This window comes from Halorubrum ezzemoulense DSM 17463 (genome assembly GCF_002114285.1).
In the GTDB taxonomy this organism is placed as follows: domain Archaea; phylum Halobacteriota; class Halobacteria; order Halobacteriales; family Haloferacaceae; genus Halorubrum; species Halorubrum ezzemoulense.
Map to the genome: position 1 here is coordinate 1 of NZ_NEDJ01000070.1, position 17563 is coordinate 17563.

Here is a 17563-nt window from a genome sequence, read left to right on the forward strand (position 1 = left end):
ACTCTGTTACCTACCGCGGGGTTCACCGGAGCTGAACCCCGCGGAAGAGTGTTGGAGACAACTTGATCAAGAACTTGGGAACCGCCTGTTTGACACACTCGACGATCTCCGTGAGGCTGCTCTCTCTGCACTCGACCGGGTCGAAATCCCAGATGTGTTTACGTATTTATGTCTGTGAGTATGAATACACAGCGCGAATGTGGCACGTCGCAGTGACGAAATCAGGATAGATCGATTCGCTCAGTACACTATCTGAGAATAATTCTTCCGCCCCTTTTTTTATTCCACCTGTTTCGTGTTTTCTTGTGGAACACGTGTAGTTGTATAGATCTGATCTGATTTCAGCGTTGGCGATTTCTTTGCCTCTTCTTTCTGTTCCACTTGTCTCGTTTTTTCTCGTGGAACACGTGTACTTGTATAGATTTGATCTGATTTCATCGCTGTCGATCCGCGCTTGTTAGTAGTACACGTGAGAAATGTGAATTACTATCTTCATAGTAAATACTTATAAAAGAGATCAGCACCAGTTGTGAGCCAAATAGTGGTTTCCTACATACGTGCCCTGTATCTCGCACAGGTAGCTGAACCTCTCATTGAACTGGCAGAATTTTCGGCAGTCAATGCGCAGGCACGTTCTATCGGTTGGTTCTGGATTTTAACGGAGAAAATAACGCAGTTCCATTGCTGACTGCATCCTCTGTGTCGCGCATGTAACTTCTGACAAAAGCTGAAGATATGCCAGAGGCGCTGCTGAATACAGCGCACGTGTCTTACACGGATGTGTGCTAAGTCGGGAGGTGGGAGGTCCATCAAACAGGTTGAATCGTTTCTATACACGGGCGCCACAACCCTTCTTATTGAAACTCCCTATGGATATGTATGCAGTTGTATTGGCACCGCCGTACGCTTCGGCCAAGTCCGAATCCGGCGCTTTCGACCGCCTTCACCGCTGCTAAACAGAATAATAGCTGTGTGGTGCCAGTGTTCGTGTTAGATGACGCGATTTTGTCACGGGCCAACGGGTTAGGAGTCGCGTTCATGCTCGGTTCTCTTCATGAACTTCGAGATTGGTACCGAGGCCATGGCGGTGATATCGTGATACAGCACGGAGACCCAACCGACGTCGTAGGTCGTCTTGCGCGGACCATCGGAGTCGAACAAGTCGTGTGGAACAAAGACCATTCACAACTGGCCCGTGCCCGTGACCGTGCGGTTCAGCGTGCTCTCACCCGCACCGGAGTCGCCTACACGTCCGTTCCAAACGAACAGCCGAGCAAAATGAATTCATCTACAACGTTGCCCTCGAACCCAGAGGCGTATCTGGCTAACCCACATACACTGGAGATTAAGACCCAAGCCGTGCCACGACTCTCAGACCTTCGTGAAGACGAATACGACTCAGCACCCCTCACCGCCGGTACTGAATCTGCTCGAAAGCGATTACGAGCCCTATCGAACGGAACAACGTATCGTCGGTGTGACGACACCGGATAGTACGTCACTCAGCATGATACGGCACTCGACTGGGTTCGAACGTTGGCACCGGTCAGATAACAGCCGATGAGGCGGGTTCTACCAGTCGTATCGATATTTGATATTGTCAACGCGCTTCACGACCAATATCTGGGGAGAGTCATTCTCCGTTCGCTCTTATTCAGGCGCGTTAATATCTCTCACACTGACTTCAACCTCTGTATCTCACCGGGATTTCTGACATAATGTAGGTAGGTCTGTACTGTGTGTCGGTATGTGGATCTCCTGTACTGAGCGATTCCTGTGTGGGTGTGAGAAGACTTCTATGACACCCTCTCTCGTACGCCTATCGGAACACTCTCCTGAGCTGGTAGAATTCTCGGCGGTCAATACGCAGGATCTTTCCAACTGCTAATTCAGATCTATTTCAACTGTAAACAGCAGCTGTGAATCGTTCTATAGCACCCTTGACTACGGTAAAGTTCATTTTGGTTGTGGGTTGAGGCGGACCTCGAACACAAACGGATGGGTACACAGATACGGACCCCTTCTTTGGCTCCGAAGGAACCGGCCGGTAACCGGTCGGTACATCTCCGGTTCCACACGTTCGGATAGCACGTAATATTTGAGATGTTGGGGTCGTTCAGGGTGTGCGTGGAGACTATCTTGTGGATACTGTTGTTGGTTCAGGCTCTGATTGAATAAATTCAGAGTTGGTCAGATCGGCTTCACGATGCGCCTGAACATTTCAGGGCTTGATTGTAGCGCTTTCACGCGGCTCAATACGATATGGGACTCTGCCATTATGATGACACGAGTGCGTCACAGAAGGCGCACCAAACAAAACCATGCAACGTCGTAAATTCCTTACCGGAGTGGGAGCGCTCGCAGCTGGATCGGCCGCCGCAGTTGGTACTGGTGCGTTCACAAGCGTTCGCGCTGAACGGAATATCAACGTCGCTGTGGCAGGAGATAATGAAGCGTACTTAGCACTTGACGCGTCTGTCAGCGATTACGCTGAGGAGACTGGAAACACGCTTGAGCTACAATTTGACGGAAGCAACTCAGGTCAAAATGGACAAGGTCTGAATGCAAACGCGGACACGACCTTCCAGAACGTGATGCGGATTGAAAACCAAGGCACCGAGACTATCCGGCTCCAGTTAGCCAATGATGAAGCTGCTGCGGGCGGTATTGGAACTATCCCCTCGAATGGTCCAATGGTAGTCTCCTTTACTGACTCCGAATACAGCGGTGCCAATTCGGGGACTACGCCGTTCGCCGCAAGCCCCGCACCCAGCTACTGGAACAGCTCTGATCTAAACGGTCAGGACATCGGCCCCGGTGACGACCTGTACGTTCACTTCTCTTTCTTCCTGAATGACGATGTCGGCTCACTCGGGAGCGGCGCTTCGACCGATATTACAGATGTCCCAGACGACATCGGATTCTACGCAGACGACACGACGAGTAACACTTCGGACTTCAGCTAAACATCATTCTGGACTGAATTATGAAAAGAAGAACAGTTCTCGGAACAATAAGTGGGGGATTAGCTAGTTCTCTCCTAATTGGCTCTGGCGCATTTTCCAGCACACGCGCGGAACGTGAGTTAATGGTGGAGGTTGTTGATGACAGCGAAGCATACCTCCGAATCGATGCTACGTCGACAGGGATTGCTGGCCGTTCAGGCGAGGTAAACCTCCGAGAGGGTGGCCGTGTGGCGACTTTCCGGATCCCTGGTCCCGAAGATGATCTCGTGGCAGGAACAGATCCAAATGGAGTTGGTCTACACTCTAAGTATTGGTTTGATGATCTAGCAATTATCCAAAATCAGGGGACTAACCCAGTCTCCGTATACAGCCAATACAATGGAAACCTATCACAGATAGCAATCTACGATAGTTCGGGTGATAAGACACCGCGCACATCGAAATCGGAGGGTGTGAAACTATCACCAGGAGCTTCATTCCTAATGGGCCTGTACATCGAGACAGGTGACGAAGAAGTAAAGCAATACAATGAAAGCTTGGCCATAATTGGGAAACAAACCGATTGAGCTGTGTAGTTACACCAAGCTACGGACTTTATTGGGTTATGAATACTATACACGTAGTCTAAACTGGGAAATGAAATAGTGTTCCAAGACAGGCCCTGACTCCAATGGTCCCACACATTCGCATAACCCCTCTGGTCCCGAATAGCGATACCAGTCTGCCCTCCCCGCCGGATGTCGACCCCGGCGCAGTCCCGCGTGTTCGATCCAATACGTAACTGTCGGGAAATGTGTCTGACACGGGTCGTTGAGCAGAATATATTAGGTAGCCGAAAGGCCTCATCAGGAGAGTAGCTCGGGTCAAAGAAGTACCAGACTCCCGGTCGAAAGTTGACCGCTCCGACCCTGCGATGCCCCCGATTTCAAATGGTACCGACAGGATCGACCACATAATGTATGAGTCAGATCTTCAGGACAGGGTATCGAGCAGCATTATTGATGGCGAGGTGTCGTCGTTGAACCTCAGCATCACCGACAACGAGTTTGCTGTCATCGTTGATATTGGCGAGACTGACGCAGCTTACATGGCTGATGAAGCCCGTGAGCTAGCGACGAGTCTCAAATCCATCTCGGACCAGCGATGGGACGTAGAAAACGATGACATCGTAGAGTACCTCCGCGACTTAGCCGACGTGGTTGACAACGAGAAATCAGTAGATGAGGTAGAAGAGAAGTGGGAAAGTAGAGGTGTAGATATCTCGGTCTGATAGGAAGGTAAACCGTTGAGCCGATTGAGGGGGTGGGTAGAGGCGCTAGCGGTTGTTGACGTCCGTGGCCTCCTCTAACCGCTCGACGCGTTCGCGCAGCTCTTCGAGGTTGGGATCCTCGGCCCGTACATCCTCCAGCGGACGGACGTCGGTGAGCGCCTCGTCGACGCGGTCGTCTTCAGCTTCGCCGCCGAGGTAGAGGTCGCGCCGATCTTGGTGGAGACTCCGGAGCGTCGACTCGGCGATGCCGGTGTCGCCGGCGACAGTCGCGAACGACTCACCGCGGTCGACACGGGTGAGGGCCTCCCGGACGTGTAGGAACTCGGCCGGATCAACGCGGAGGTAGCCGTCCTCGACGACGAACCCTGCTGGCGGCCTCCCGGTCCACTTTCCGGCAGACTGTGCGGCGCGGACGCCTGACCGTATCCGCTGGAGTTTTTGTTGGTGTTCTATCTGGGCGAGGTCACCCATCAACCGAGCGACCATGCTGTATATCGTCTGCTGGAGTTCGCCGTCGTCGACATGGATCTTCAGGCCAACATCGAGGGCCTCGACGCCAGTGTCATGTTCCAAGCAGTGTTGGATGAACTCGTGAATCTCAGTCGGACCGAGCCGAGAAAGTCGGCTGATTTCGTGAACGACCACGAGGTCGAACTGTCCCGTCTCGACATCGTCGAGGAGTCGGTTGTACACCTCGCGAGTGTCGGTGTCGGCGGCGCCGGAGACGATTTCAGGATACTCCTCGATGTCTTTGACACCGAGACGCTTCAGATGTTCGTGGGCTTCGTCGAGCTGCCGAGAGACGTCCTGGTCCGATGTCGAAACTCGGGCGTAGATTGCTGCGTCTGAGGGTCCGTTTTCGCTCACGTTTTCGAGGACGTGCTACTGTATTAAACAAGTGGAGGTTATCGCAGTTCCGTGTAAACCACTACCTTTTGGGACGCTCTTTGACTGGTTTTCTTCCCCGAAAGTCGTGACGCCGAATGTTCGTACCGGGCCTCATCGTCGTGGCCTACAAGTAGTGAACAGGATAACTCAAAGGAAATGACATCAGGCGATTCCTCCCGCCGCCCGGTCACCGGCAAAAACACCGAGTGGATGATACCCTCAGACCAGATGATCATCCGGCGCTACAAACCCCTCCGACATTTCGCCGACACACTCGAAAACGGGTTCCGCGCCGGCCAAGCCGAGGGATACGAAGAACGCGAGGGCCAGGCCTCTAAACCAGCCCGTGAACACGAGAGGCAGCGTTCGGAGCGAACCGAATCGATGATTCTCAAAAATGGCGAGAAGATGGATCTTGCCAGCGGAATGGAACAGGCGCGTGAAGCGGCGCGTGAGAATTACTACGCGAGCTGTTGGCGGCTCGGGACGGATGAGGACCCAGAGATCTGGGAGACGTACGCAGGTGGTCGAGGAGTAGCGATCGAGACCACGTACCGCCAGATAGAGGAGATCATCGCGCCCGATCAAGAGGATCTCTATATGGGAATCGTCCGGTACTTGGATTACGAGGAAGAATTTACGCCGACCGGGATTCCGTACGTCCTGTACTTCTACAAACATCGAAGGTTCGACAGCGAGCAAGAGTTTCGGGTGCTCACGAACCGGGGCGGCAACCCGGTAATCCGGACGGACGGCCAAGAGATGACACCCGAGAGCAGGCCGGACAATCCGTCTCACGTCAACCTGTCTGCCGATATGGATACGCTGATCAATCGCATCATCCTTTCGCCGGGAGCTGATGATGAACTCCGGGCAGAGGTCGAGGAGACATTAGATGAGCACGGTGTGTCGGCGCCGGTGGTACCGTCTCGACTGGATAATCCGGCACCGCATCACGAGACGTATGATACTGAACTCGGTGGAGCGGCTAACTACGAGGCCAGCGAAGAGTATCTAGACGACTTGATTGACCGTTTTGTTGAGGAGACGGACTGGGATGTCTGGAACACTGTGGACGTCATCCAACTGAATCAGCGTGAGAAGCTACATCCACGCACGGTCTTTATTGAGTGTTTCCGGTACGTGGATGATCCGCCGGATCGGTCGGAGTACGGCCAAGAGCATCTGAACTACGAGGTCCGTGCGCACCGGGTCGTTGACGGTGAGTACCAAGACACGTTTCTGAATGATCCTGCGGAAGAGACAGATGAGGAATTGGCTGAGGCGGATAATCCGTCTGAGTGACCTGCGGGACGGGTTCCACTGGAATCGAGAGAGTTAGACCTCTGAACGTTCGGAGCTAAGACTGTTTGGTAGAAATAATTAATTAGTATCGGCGAGATTGTTGTGGGTAATTCTGTTTCTACTGCTTGAATGGGTAAGTGGATACTTCTCATAGGACACATCCACGCTCTATATTCACCTATGGAAACGCTGCTGGCCGAACAATCCACGGCTGATAATAAAATGATTACGCCGTCGGAGGATCTGCGGTGACACAGCCGGCAGGCGGTCGGAACGTGTCTGCGGTGCGGTCGCTGTCTAGCGATAGCTGTGGCTCACGCTCGCCTCGGCCGGCCACTGAGGGCCGCCGGCTCGGCGGCCCTCAGCTCCCTCGTCTACGCACTCACCCCCGGTGGATCGTAGACCTCTCCCCGGTCAAGCATGTGGTAAATCGATACCAGCACCTTCCGAGCTGTTGCCACGATTGCTTTCTGTGAGTTCTTCCGACTTGCTAGCCGATCATAAAACCGGCTTAGATACTCGTCGTTACAGGTGTGAACGGCGGTATTCGCAGCTTGGACGAGCAGCCATCTGACACGGCCTGATCCACGCTTCGATATGCTTCCCTCGATCCGCGAGTCGCCAGACTCGCGGATCACCGGGTTCAGTCCGACGTAGCTGACGACTTCCTTGTCCCGATCAAAGCGGCGGATGTCGCCAACCTCTGCGTAGATCGTCAGCGCCGTGAAGTAACTCACGCCGGGAATGCTCATCAGCAGCTGGGTCTCCTTCAGAGACCCAGCGCGCTGTTCAATCGTCTCCTCCAACTTCTGAATCTCCTCAGTGAGCGACTCGATCAAGTCGAGGTACGAGTCAAGCAACTCATCCCACGGCGTCGGGATCGAGAGTTCCCGCAGGAACTCTCGTCCCTCCACGCTCAGCGGTTTCACGTCCTCGGTAATTCCGTGGTCGGAGAGCAATCCGTGGACTTTGTTGGCGTATTTGGTGCGGTTTTCGACCAATGTCTGTCGCCCGCGCACGAGTGCGCGGGCTTCCCTCACCTCCTCGGAGGGAACGTAGCTTTCAGGCACCGAATTTAACCGGAGCATCCGCGCGAGTTCTTTGGCGTCAACGCGGTCGGTTTTCTTGTCGGTGTCTGCGATTTGATTGATCTTCTTCGGATGGGCGACGGTCACATCCAAATGTTCGGACAGCGTATCGTGGATGTGGTAGTAGTTGGAGGTCGCCTCAAGCACGGCTTGTGCGCCGGCGTACCGCTGGGCGAGGTCGTCGAGGTTCGCGTTCTCGACGCGAACCTCTTCGACGATCTTCCCAGCCTCATCCATCACTGCCACCTGTGCGTACCGTTTGTGGACGTCGATTCCGAGGTACATAGCTTGTTCACCCGGGACGCCAGTGCGTGAAGCAGAGATTCACCTATTCGGGCTTTCCCGGATGCCGCGGAGCGCGGCATCCGGGCTGTAACGCCCATGACTCGGCTTCTTTCGCACACGGACCAGTCAGCACGACGTGCTCTGAGGCACGGAATACAGGTCGGTCTCTTGCGCCCCATGTCTTGTTTCACACTCTCATGGAGTAGCAGCGTTTCCATCGAGTCAGCACGGCTCCAAAAACATACACCAGTTGAAGATTTCAGCAGAGTCGCTATCGCATGTCCATCTGTTTCGGCTCAGAGGTCAGGTCAGTCGTCCAGAAAGAGATGAAACCCTTATTCAATCATCAGAGGCCGCCTCGTTCGTTGGTGGCGCATCGGTCTCGACGTTTGGCTGCTCCGTGCTGGTTAGAAATTGCCCAATCACTTGTCCAATTCGCTTCCCTGCGATGGGCGGGACTGCGTTTCCGATCTGCCGAAACCAGCTCGTAAACGGTCCAAGAAAAACGTAGTCATCTGGGAACGATTGTAGCCGCGCTGCCTCACGGGGAGTGATTCCACGATTTCGAGACGGATCAGCGCGCTCTTCATCAGGATACCCATATTCATAGTAATCCGGCAGCACGTAGCCGTTAGCGTCTTTAGCCAGATGGGCCACAATTGTCGGTGCGGGTTCAGACCACTGGAGCATCCGGTATTTGTCTCCAAATCGCTGCTTCTCTGCGGTCCCGACATCATACTCAATGTATTCGGCATACTCACCATCAGATCCGTATTTAATATCCCATCCAGTATCACCCGGCTCTAGTGCCTCATCAAATAGAATCCGGTCCTTTTCCATCGGGTGTTCTCTGGCCAAGTGGTTGAAACAGAGGTTGGTACCTGAATCGAGATTGTGCGTATTTACGTAGTCGCTCTTTGATCCTCGACCGATCTCCGCGAGAACTCGTCCTCCTTCGCCCCTCCGGAGGCGCGGGAGTCCAGAGAGACCCTGCTGAATATCCTGTGTCTCCCCCTCTACTGGAATATCATCTAGTAACTCCGACGTACTCGATGAGTTCTGTTCTACCAGATCTTCTCGCACTCCAAGAAGGAGTACACGTTCTCGCTTCTGCGGGACGCCTAATTCGGCCATGTCTTGGACCCGATATTCAACATCATAACCGAGTCCTGTCTCGCTGAGCAACTCTAGATCTTCAATCACCCAGTCGATTACCCGAACCCCGGTATCTCCAACTTCATTGACCATTCCCTCGACGTTTTCCATGACAATGGCCTTCGGTCGAAGTTCCTCCACAGTCTGTACATACTGGGTGTAGAGTGTTGTGCGGCCGTCATCGAGAACACTGTAGTCTTCATCGCCTGCTCGACGTGAACGGTATCCAGCTTGTGAGAGCGACTGACAGGGCGGACCACCGACGAGTATGTCAGGAGAACCAACTGTCTGTTTAATACGTTGGCTTAAATTGACCTCTCGGACATCCCCACAGACGACGTTTTCGTGGGGAATCTCTGGATGATTGAACCGATAGGTAGCGACGGCATCTGGGTCATTGTCGATTGCCCACTGAACATTGAATTCTGTCTGCCCTATCCCACAAGACAATCCACCAGCCCCTGCGAATAGATCCACGGCAATCGGTCCCTCTTGCTCCGATTTCTGTTGTCGGAGACGGTGCGTAAGGAGAAATTTTCTGATTTCGCATGCCTCACCACATACGTCCCCTCCCGCAGTGATAGCATGAGTCGAAAGCGCTCGATACAACGTGGCAATTTGCCGATCAATCAGTTTGTCTTCTAGGAGGTGACGGCGACCTCTCTCCTTTTTCAGGTCTGCGGGATCGAGGAGGCCGAGAGAGCAGAGAAGTCTGTCAACTTGGCTGTCTACAGGCCAGGTGGGCTTGTCGAAAGCTGTCTGAAGCAGCCACCACGCATCATTCTCCTGAATCCCTGGAATCTCGGTGAGAAAATCCACATAGGTCTGGTATTGAACCCGAGAAAACTCTCTGAGGGTCACCCCATCAGTGTAATCTGCTTTTTCAACAGCAGTTAGGAGCTGTTGAAGACGGGATATACGTTGACGTCCAACTCCACCCCCACGAACGAACTCACCAAGAACTTCTGAGAGTGAATCTTGGCTGAGCGAACTGATCTCTTCCCAATCTCCGTATTGTTCCCGTAGCGCACGCACTGCATTACGCGACCATCGTTCGAAGAACCGTTGTGCTGGCGATTCAACTGGTCCACTCAGTACGACGGCAGCGACGGTATCGAGTGGATCATCGCTGTTATACAACGGATCTCCACAAGAGCAGTGGTCTTGGTCTCCCGATTTCTCTCTCTTAATGGTGGCATATCGGCAGGTCTCAGTGTATTTGTCTCGCTTCCGGGCCAGCCGTTCAGGTGTCGAACCCACACACCCGACCGGATCCATTCGTTGTCTCTTCGCATGGGCAGCAGTCAATACATCGATAAGAAATTCGATATTGTCGAAGAGAAGCTCTCGATGAATGTCACGCTCCGCATCTGAAGCTGATCGAATCAGCTCCACTGGAGAATTGGGAGACGTGACCGACTCTGGCATACCCGCTCTTATATCGTCACCAAGGATAAATTTAGGGACAATCGTATTTTTCATCGAAAATACACCACTGAGTCTGTATCAGACTCTACGCAACCTGATACGAGTCCTATTCCCCAATCCCAGTTCTCTTCTCGTGTCAGTCGTGACCAGTGGCCACCGATCTTATGTCAGCCGGAGTTGTAGTCCTCGGTATCAACGCCCTTGGTCCCGCCATCACACAGACCCTCATCTCGGGCGATCAGCTCGAGCAGACTACTGAGTAACTACCATGGCTACTGGAATTAGCTTGGAGGAAGAATCTCCAGCCGACGACGAACGCATTGCCCGGCACCTTCGTGAGACGGTGTTGAAGCAAGTCCGTGGTGACATCGACGAGCGAGTCAAACGTGACTTCCCGAGCGATCGGTTCTTCGCGGGTGCGCTAGCACCTGAAAGTGAGGACCAACTCGACGATCCGGACGATGATCTCCAGTCAAAAATGGAGCCAAACGGCCTCGGTGCTACCGTGCGTATCCGGGGCGGTGAGGAAGGTGACACGCTGACGCTTACTGTTAACGCAAGCGTATGGGTGCGAGTTAACCCCAGTTATGAGGAGATGGTAAACCGTGATTCCTTCGTCGCACTGGGTGATCGAGATGATGACGACGAAGGCGACAGTCTCCTGCCGGTTTTCGAACGTATTCCTCTTGAGGTGCCGCCCATCAAGATCCCTGCGGATGTACTCCGGACGCCGACGCGAAACACTCCGGAGGTCATCCGCGACCGTACTCAAGAGGCGTTCGAAAAAGCATTCTCCAGCGCCCGAACCCACGCTCGGGAAAACTACGATCTCTACGTTGAGACCGAGGAAGATGACACTGTCCCGCCGGCTGCGCTTGAGGATGAAGAGAGCTTTCGTGATTACCTCTCTGAGCGGGCTGCTGGGGGAGCACCAGCACTCCCAGAGTGGCACGCCACGCTGGCTGTGGAAGTGATGGCTGACGAGGAAAACGATGACGACAGCACCATCGTCGACTTTGAAATCGCGAACGAGGCACTTCAGAGTCGTGAAGACGCGATTTACACCGTCCGAGACCCCACACTGTTCGAGGTGGGTCTCGAACTTGAGACGAGTGGGGACCTCGAGTTTGTCCCTTTCACCTTTGACCCGCTTCCAGAGGATTTCCGCTACAATAGAGATCTTTGGGGGCATGGTCGAAATTGTACCATCACCGCGCCTGAACGCAACGATCAAGAGGTAAATGAAGAAGGTATCCCGCCAGGTCGTCGGGCCCCTGCTGCGATGCCGACCGCAAATCGACTTGAGACACAGTTCATCCCGGAGTACCGACAACTCGTCTACGAATCGGCAGACCGTAACGTCGATGCTACATTTGAGACGTTGGCCGACCTAGACGACGGTGGCCTCGATCTTCTCGACGATATTTCCACCGAGATGCGGAGATACCTCAGTGAGGAGTACGACGCCGCACTACAACAGTATCGCCAACGAGACGACTGGGATGATGACCCCGAAACGGGTGATCTGGCTGATTTCAATGAGGACCGCGCTGCCTTCGAACGTGAGATTAAACGGTTCGAGCGCGGGATTCAGTGCCTTCGGGAGCATCCCGAAACCGTCGGACGTGCTTTCGAGTTGATGAACGAAGCAATGGACCGGATGCATGAGTTCCCCGGCTGGCGGCTCTTTCAGCTGGTATTCATCATCATGGAGGTCCCGGATGTGGCCAGCCGCGAATACGACCAGTGGAACGAGGTCAGCTGGCGCAATGGTTCAACTGAGGACCGCGCAGAGGATGCTGATTCAGCGCTCGACATCGTTGACGTTCTCTGGTTCCCCACCGGTGGCGGAAAGACCGAAGCATTCCTCGGTGTCGCTGTCTGGAGCATGTTTTTCGATCGCCTCCGTGGGAAAGACTTTGGCGTCACTGCGTGGACGAAGTTCCCGCTTCGACTCCTCTCGCTCCAGCAGTTCCAACGTATGACCGAGACGGTGATGTACGCTGACTTGGTTCGACGAGAGCAGTCGGATATCGGCTCACACCCCTCTCGCCCGTTCTCGATGGGATATCTTGTTGGGAAGGCAAACACCCCAAACGCACTCACCGGTTACGACAACAATAATCATCAACGGTATCAGGGCCCCTCTGGAGAGGATCTTCGCCGCGAGGCCAAGGTCGTCCCAAGCTGTCCGGCCTGTGGTTCTAATATCGAGGTCCGAATTACAGAAGACGACCACAGACTGACGCATTGCTGTACTGCAAGCAGCTTCGATTGTCCGTGGCAGTCTCGGTCGCTCACTTCCAGTGAGCCATATGCTGAGGAAGAACTCCCAGTCCACGTTGTCGACAATGAGCTCTATCGGTACGCACCGACGATCATCGCGGGTACCATAGACAAGATCACCGCGATCGGTTATCAGCGCAAATTTGCTCACCTCATCACGGGTGAGATGGACCTTGAGTGTCCAATTCACGGGTTTGCCAGCTTGGGCGAATGTACGGAGAAGTATGGGTGTCCGATCGCCAAGGATGAGTTTAGCGACATGGCCCGTCCCGTCGAACCGTACGACCCGGCCCCGTCGCTGATGGTTCCGGACGAGCTCCACCTGTTGGAAGAGAGTATGGGAAGCTTCGACGGCCACTACGAGACTGGCGTTGCCGAGCTACAGGAGCTCGTTGAGGCTGGGACAACAAAGGTCATCGCGCCGACGGCGACGATTACAGGGTTCGAAGATCAGGTTCATAACCTGTTCATGCGCCCGGCCGAACGGTTCCCTTCGCCTGGGCCGTACCTACGCGAAAACTTCTACGCGCAGGAACGTGCGGAGACACAGCGGTACTACATCGGGTTGGTTCCACACGGAAAGACGCACATCAACTCCATCATCGACCTCCTGTTTTACTACCATCGGGAGGTTCAGAACCTATTCCGAGAAGCGTTGGAAAACCCGGATCAAGTACTGACCGGAAGTGTATTCGAAGGGTCGGATACCACGGCGCCACTTGAGGCCGACTCGATCGATGAAGTGCTAGCCCTACTCAGCTACTACAGCACCAGCATCACCTATCTGTTATCGAAAAAGGACGGTGACCGTCTCGACCAGTCTATCGTCTCTCAGCTGGATACGTATCTCCAGAAAGATGGCCGACCGCCACTGGCGTCCGAGCGTATGACCGGTGGAACTGGCTTCGAGACGATCATGGAGGTCTTAGATATTGTCGAGGACCCGTGGGACGAAGACGCCGACAAACAGATCCTCAACCGTCTCATCGACCGGGGAGTGCTCGAGGAAAATGTCTCAGACTCTGTCCTGTCTCTACGCAGCACGCTTGAGAACAGCCTCGACGAGGAGAACGAGGTTGTCGGCAGTGAACAATTCGACAGCGAGCGGGCCAGCGCCACCGAAGACACCCGGGAAGCACTTGCTTGGCTACTGGCGAGTCGGCTCAACACCATCACGGCGACAAACATGATCGCTCATGGGGTTGACGTCGACCGCTTCAACATGATGACGTTCTTCGGCATGCCTCGAGGAACGGCGGAGTACATTCAAGCGAGTTCTCGTGCCGGTCGATCGCGACCGGGTCTCGTATACAACGTCGCCCATCCTATCCGCGAGCGTGACCTGAGCCATTACCACTTCTTTGAGAAATACCACGCGTTCCTCGACAGGCTTGTTGAACCGGTCCCTATCAACCGCTGGGCAAAAAACAGCGTCAAGCAAACCCATCCGGGACTGTTCATGGGACTGGTTCTCAACCACTACATGTACCGCGAAGGAGCCGGAAACCTCTACTTCGGTGATCAAGCTGAGAAGTTTGCTGACTCAGTCGATGAAGGAGAATTGCGCCAGCAAATGCTTGGGATGTTTGGTGATCCGAACGACCACGAGGAGTTCAAAGGAGATATTGAAGATCTCACGAAAGAGGCACTCTCTCAACTTCGTCTTGACGACGACCAGTGGACGAGTGGACGCATCAAGCGTTCACCGATGCGGAGTCTCCGAGACGTCGACGAACAGCTACCTATTCGGTCGGAGTACCGCTACCGCGAAATCTTCGAGACGCTTGACAATCGGTGACCTACAATGAGTATGAAACGCAGCCGCCATCAGATCCTGTATCAGTTCCTTCCTGGGAACACCTTCGACTACAGCGACAAGCGTGGCATCTGGCAGGTAAATCGTCTCGAAACGACTGACGCGAGCGGTCAAGTTGACCGAGAGTATATCGTTGACCGCGTCTTCGCCCGGGCAAAAAACTGGGAGGGTGGCGAACAGGGGTTTACTTCGAATAAAACAGGCCACTACGACTTCGCAGCACCGGATGAAGTTATGGCCCGTCCGTTCCCAACAACCTTCTACTGTACAAGCTGCCAGAAGGCACATGGGTACTTCTCTGCGGATGACCTCAGTGGCAAGAATCAGGCTCTGAAGTGCGACCGATCCGGCTGTAATGGCGACCTGAAACAGTACCAGTTTGTCAGTGTTCACAGCTGTGGCGAGATCAGGCGACTGTATCCGCGGAAATGCCCGGATCACGGTGACCAGCACATCGTCCTCGATACGCAGGACAGCCAGCGTGCCCAAAACTTCCACTGGCGGTGTAAGATCTGTGGTTGGGACACCCGAGTGAGCTACTCTCAGAACTGTGACTGTGATTACGTTCCGCCATCCGCGGATGACCCAGATGACGACAAGATGTACACGACGGTCCACCGGGCCGGATCGACATACTATCCGCACTACCTGACCACGGTCAATCTACACGCGTCGGGTATCGGTCATCTTCGCGGAAGTGAGGACGGCTCACGGAAGGCTATCGCGAAACAGCTCGGCCTCTCTGACTCTCCGCTGAAGTCTGTCGACATGGACGAGGGTATTGAGGGTGCTGAGATCGATGACGATCGGAAAATAGAGGTATATCAGACGGAAGAAGAGGTCGAATCGCTCGATGAGGCGGAAGACTGGCTCCGAGCGCACGGAGAGATCGATAGCCAAACCGTTGGTGAATCGATCACGGACCTAATCGACCTCAAGGCTGACGACGATTCCTTCGAGATGACCGATGCTGGTGATGAGCTTCTCCAGTACGTTCTCAGCCTCGAAGAACTCACAGCGCACACGCTCGAAGATTTGGAGGAAGACGCCCGACAACAGGGATTCCCTCGCAAGGCAGACACGATCGCGACGTACTCGGACGACCTCGACCGCTTGGGTCTGAAGGACGTGCGTGTGATCGAAGACTTCCCGGTCCAGACGTTCGTCTACGGCTACACCCGGGGCGGCCGCGAGGAAGACGAGGCGAAGCTGAACGCCTTCTCGCAAAACGCGAGCAGCGGAGACGGCACACCGATATTCGTCGATACGTCGGAAACAGAGGCTACACAGTTTGATCTCGACCCCGCGGTAGTGCTGCTCTGGCTAGCCGTCAACATTCCTGAGACAAGCGACGAGCGAGCTGTCCGTGGCGACATCACGCTTCCCGAACTGCCTGCTGATCCCTCGGACGCTGATATTGAGCGTGCTCGGACAACCATCGAAGAACTCTCTCGCGCAGAGCAGTGGGCGTTCCTGCTGAACCACCTCGACCCGGTTGATCAGTACGGTCGCTTCGAGACCAGCACCGACGACACCGTTGAGGGGAAAGTCACGAAGTACGTCTTCGAGATGCTCCACACCCTCTCTCACGTCCTGCTCAAGCAGGCGAGCACGATCAGTGGGTTCGATCGAACGAACCTGAGTGAGTTCCTTTTCCCACGCGCACTCTCATTAGTGATCTACACCAACAACCGCGAAGAGTTCAATATCGGCGGCATGACCACGATGGTCGAGCAGCAATTGGACGACCTCCTCGGGCAAGCCCGTGCTCACGGGAACGAGTGTATGATGGACCCGGTCTGCTCACAGCGCGACGGGGCGTGTCTCTCCTGTCTCCACGTGAGCGAGATCAGTTGTTCGTATTTCAACCAGGTTCTCTGTCGGGACTACTTGTTTGGAAGTCGACCGAACACCGATCGGGACATCGAAGGATTCTGGCGACTGTAGCTAACTCCACGTCACCCCTTATCAATGGCCAGACACCCACCGATCATCGATCGTGCGCTCACCATCGCGGACATCGTCGATCACGAGGAGCCGCTTCTTGACGAACTAGAGGGAATGTTTCTGGTTTCCTCTGGGCGATCCGAACGGATTTCGCCGGCCGCAGTAGCGCGAGACACGGAGCTGAGTCGTGAAGCAGCGACCGACCTCTTTCGTCAGCTCCTCCAAGTAGAGGCGATTCAGCGCGAGACCTACGAGGCTGAACTGGTAGACACCCAGTGTCGCGTTGATCCAACCCGAACACGAGAGATATTCGAGCGGACACAGCAGTCGATTCGAACGCTCGCTGCCCACCAACAGCGGGTCCCCACCACGGACGTAACGCCGTTGGTGACGTTTCCGGATGACCCCGCATTTAGCGGGTCGACGCCTGCCTCTTTCGACATGGAGGGGTTGCTCTCGGCTCTCGCAAGTCAAGTCAAACGCGCTGAACGGGAGATTGTGCTCCTATCGCCATTTTTCGAGGGTGACGGCCTTGGTCGTCTCGCTGACGTTCTGCTCGATGCGCTCGACCGTGGCGTCGAGTTGACGATCGTGACGCGGTATCTCGCGGATTCGGAGTCACATAACCACAACGTCATCGAGTCGTTCATGGAGCGAGCATCGGAACGGGGCGTCACATCGGAAATTACACTCGTCGATTACACAGTCTGGGAAGAGACCACTCCGATCGGTAAACAACGCCAAGATGGCGAAAATCCGCAGTTCACGTTACATGCAAAAGTGATGCTGTTCGATTCTCGAGCCGCCTACGTCGGCAGTGCTAACGTGACGGACTACGGATTCAACCGATATCTCGAACTCGGGGTACTTCTCGAAGGGGCAACAGTCACGGCGTTCCAAGACCTGTGTGAGTTTCTGCTCGACTCCGGTGGAGCCGCTACCGTTGACCTCTGAGATCGTCGGCCGGGTGAATCTCTTAGGATTGGTTTATCTGACCTCTTTGCTACACACTAGGAATCTACAAAACTGTCGAGTGAGCCCCTATAGTTCACATACTAAGCCGTACCTCCAATATTTTTTCATCAACAATATTATAGAATGAATCTCCAGATGATATACGATCTAGATC

At 54.4% G+C, this 17563-nt stretch carries 12 protein-coding genes; 9 read left to right on the forward strand and 3 right to left on the reverse strand.

The window, feature by feature from the left end; all coding sequences use genetic code 11:
- From B9H04_RS14755 to B9H04_RS14770, 5 genes are all read left to right on the forward strand, one after another.
- A partial coding sequence (locus tag B9H04_RS14755; protein WP_211277044.1) for a transposase occupies positions 1 to 178 on the forward strand: 178 nt, incomplete at its 5' end.
- 701 nt (positions 179 to 879) lie between these two features.
- Positions 880 to 1494 (forward strand): deoxyribodipyrimidine photo-lyase, encoded by a 615-nt coding sequence (locus B9H04_RS19655; RefSeq protein ID WP_080508759.1) that lies wholly within the window; start codon positions 880 to 882, stop codon positions 1492 to 1494.
- 854 nt (positions 1495 to 2348) lie between these two features.
- Complete coding sequence (locus B9H04_RS18250) at positions 2349 to 2966, forward strand: hypothetical protein (RefSeq protein WP_139835112.1); 618 nt, start codon at positions 2349 to 2351, stop codon at positions 2964 to 2966.
- A 122-nt stretch (positions 2967 to 3088) separates the two neighbouring features.
- A complete protein-coding gene (locus B9H04_RS18255; RefSeq protein WP_139835113.1) occupies positions 3089 to 3532 on the forward strand; it encodes a hypothetical protein in 444 nt (147 codons plus the stop codon).
- A 389-nt stretch (positions 3533 to 3921) separates the two neighbouring features.
- Positions 3922 to 4236, forward strand: coding sequence for a hypothetical protein (locus B9H04_RS14770; RefSeq protein ID WP_248648721.1), 315 nt, complete (start codon positions 3922 to 3924; stop codon positions 4234 to 4236).
- Positions 4237 to 4281: 45 nt separating this feature from the next.
- Here the strand turns inward: B9H04_RS14770 and B9H04_RS14775 are convergent, their stop codons facing one another.
- Entirely contained in the window at positions 4282 to 5103 is an 822-nt protein-coding gene (locus tag B9H04_RS14775) for a recombinase family protein (protein ID WP_211216896.1), read from the reverse strand.
- A gap of 177 nt (positions 5104 to 5280) precedes the next feature.
- On the opposite strand from B9H04_RS14775, the gene B9H04_RS14780 reads away from it, so the two are divergent.
- Positions 5281 to 6429 (forward strand): hypothetical protein, encoded by a 1149-nt coding sequence (locus B9H04_RS14780; RefSeq protein ID WP_049933468.1) that lies wholly within the window; start codon positions 5281 to 5283, stop codon positions 6427 to 6429.
- 374 nt (positions 6430 to 6803) lie between these two features.
- Here the strand turns inward: B9H04_RS14780 and B9H04_RS14785 are convergent, their stop codons facing one another.
- Together B9H04_RS14785 and dcm are read right to left on the reverse strand one after the other, a co-directional pair.
- Positions 6804 to 7802: an IS110 family RNA-guided transposase gene (locus B9H04_RS14785; RefSeq protein WP_085682828.1), complete on the reverse strand. Its 999-nt coding sequence runs from the start codon at positions 7800 to 7802 to the stop codon at positions 6804 to 6806.
- A gap of 339 nt (positions 7803 to 8141) precedes the next feature.
- Positions 8142 to 10385 (reverse strand): DNA (cytosine-5-)-methyltransferase, encoded by a 2244-nt coding sequence (gene dcm, locus B9H04_RS14790; protein ID WP_080508712.1) that lies wholly within the window; start codon positions 10383 to 10385, stop codon positions 8142 to 8144.
- Between the two features lie 268 nt (positions 10386 to 10653).
- Between dcm and B9H04_RS14795 the strand changes: the two genes are divergently transcribed.
- The 3 genes from B9H04_RS14795 to B9H04_RS18975 are packed head-to-tail and all read left to right on the forward strand — an operon-like array spanning position 10654 to position 17388.
- Positions 10654 to 14469, forward strand: coding sequence for a helicase-related protein (locus B9H04_RS14795; RefSeq protein WP_049933303.1), 3816 nt, complete (start codon positions 10654 to 10656; stop codon positions 14467 to 14469).
- Between the two features lie 6 nt (positions 14470 to 14475).
- On the forward strand, positions 14476 to 16434 hold the full coding sequence (locus B9H04_RS14800; RefSeq protein WP_049933302.1) for a hypothetical protein: 1959 nt from the start codon (positions 14476 to 14478) through the stop codon (positions 16432 to 16434).
- A gap of 24 nt (positions 16435 to 16458) precedes the next feature.
- Positions 16459 to 17388, forward strand: a complete 930-nt coding sequence (locus B9H04_RS18975) for a phospholipase D-like domain-containing protein (RefSeq protein WP_080508711.1) — start codon at positions 16459 to 16461, stop codon at positions 17386 to 17388.
- The last annotated feature ends 175 nt before the right edge of the window (positions 17389 to 17563 follow it).

Coding starts and splice junctions, on each gene's coding strand:
- B9H04_RS18255 (WP_139835113.1), top strand. CDS start 3,089: ATGGTGGAGGTTGTTGATGACAGCGAAGCATACCTCCGAATCGATGCT.
- dcm (WP_080508712.1), bottom strand. CDS start 10,385: ATGCCAGAGTCGGTCACGTCTCCCAATTCTCCAGTGGAGCTGATTCGA.
- B9H04_RS18975 (WP_080508711.1), top strand. CDS start 16,459: ATGGCCAGACACCCACCGATCATCGATCGTGCGCTCACCATCGCGGAC.
- B9H04_RS14785 (WP_085682828.1), bottom strand. CDS start 7,802: ATGTACCTCGGAATCGACGTCCACAAACGGTACGCACAGGTGGCAGTG.
- B9H04_RS14780 (WP_049933468.1), top strand. CDS start 5,281: ATGACATCAGGCGATTCCTCCCGCCGCCCGGTCACCGGCAAAAACACC.
- B9H04_RS14800 (WP_049933302.1), top strand. CDS start 14,476: ATGAGTATGAAACGCAGCCGCCATCAGATCCTGTATCAGTTCCTTCCT.
- B9H04_RS14795 (WP_049933303.1), top strand. CDS start 10,654: ATGGCTACTGGAATTAGCTTGGAGGAAGAATCTCCAGCCGACGACGAA.
- B9H04_RS14770 (WP_248648721.1), top strand. CDS start 3,922: ATGTATGAGTCAGATCTTCAGGACAGGGTATCGAGCAGCATTATTGAT.
- B9H04_RS19655 (WP_080508759.1), top strand. CDS start 880: ATGCAGTTGTATTGGCACCGCCGTACGCTTCGGCCAAGTCCGAATCCG.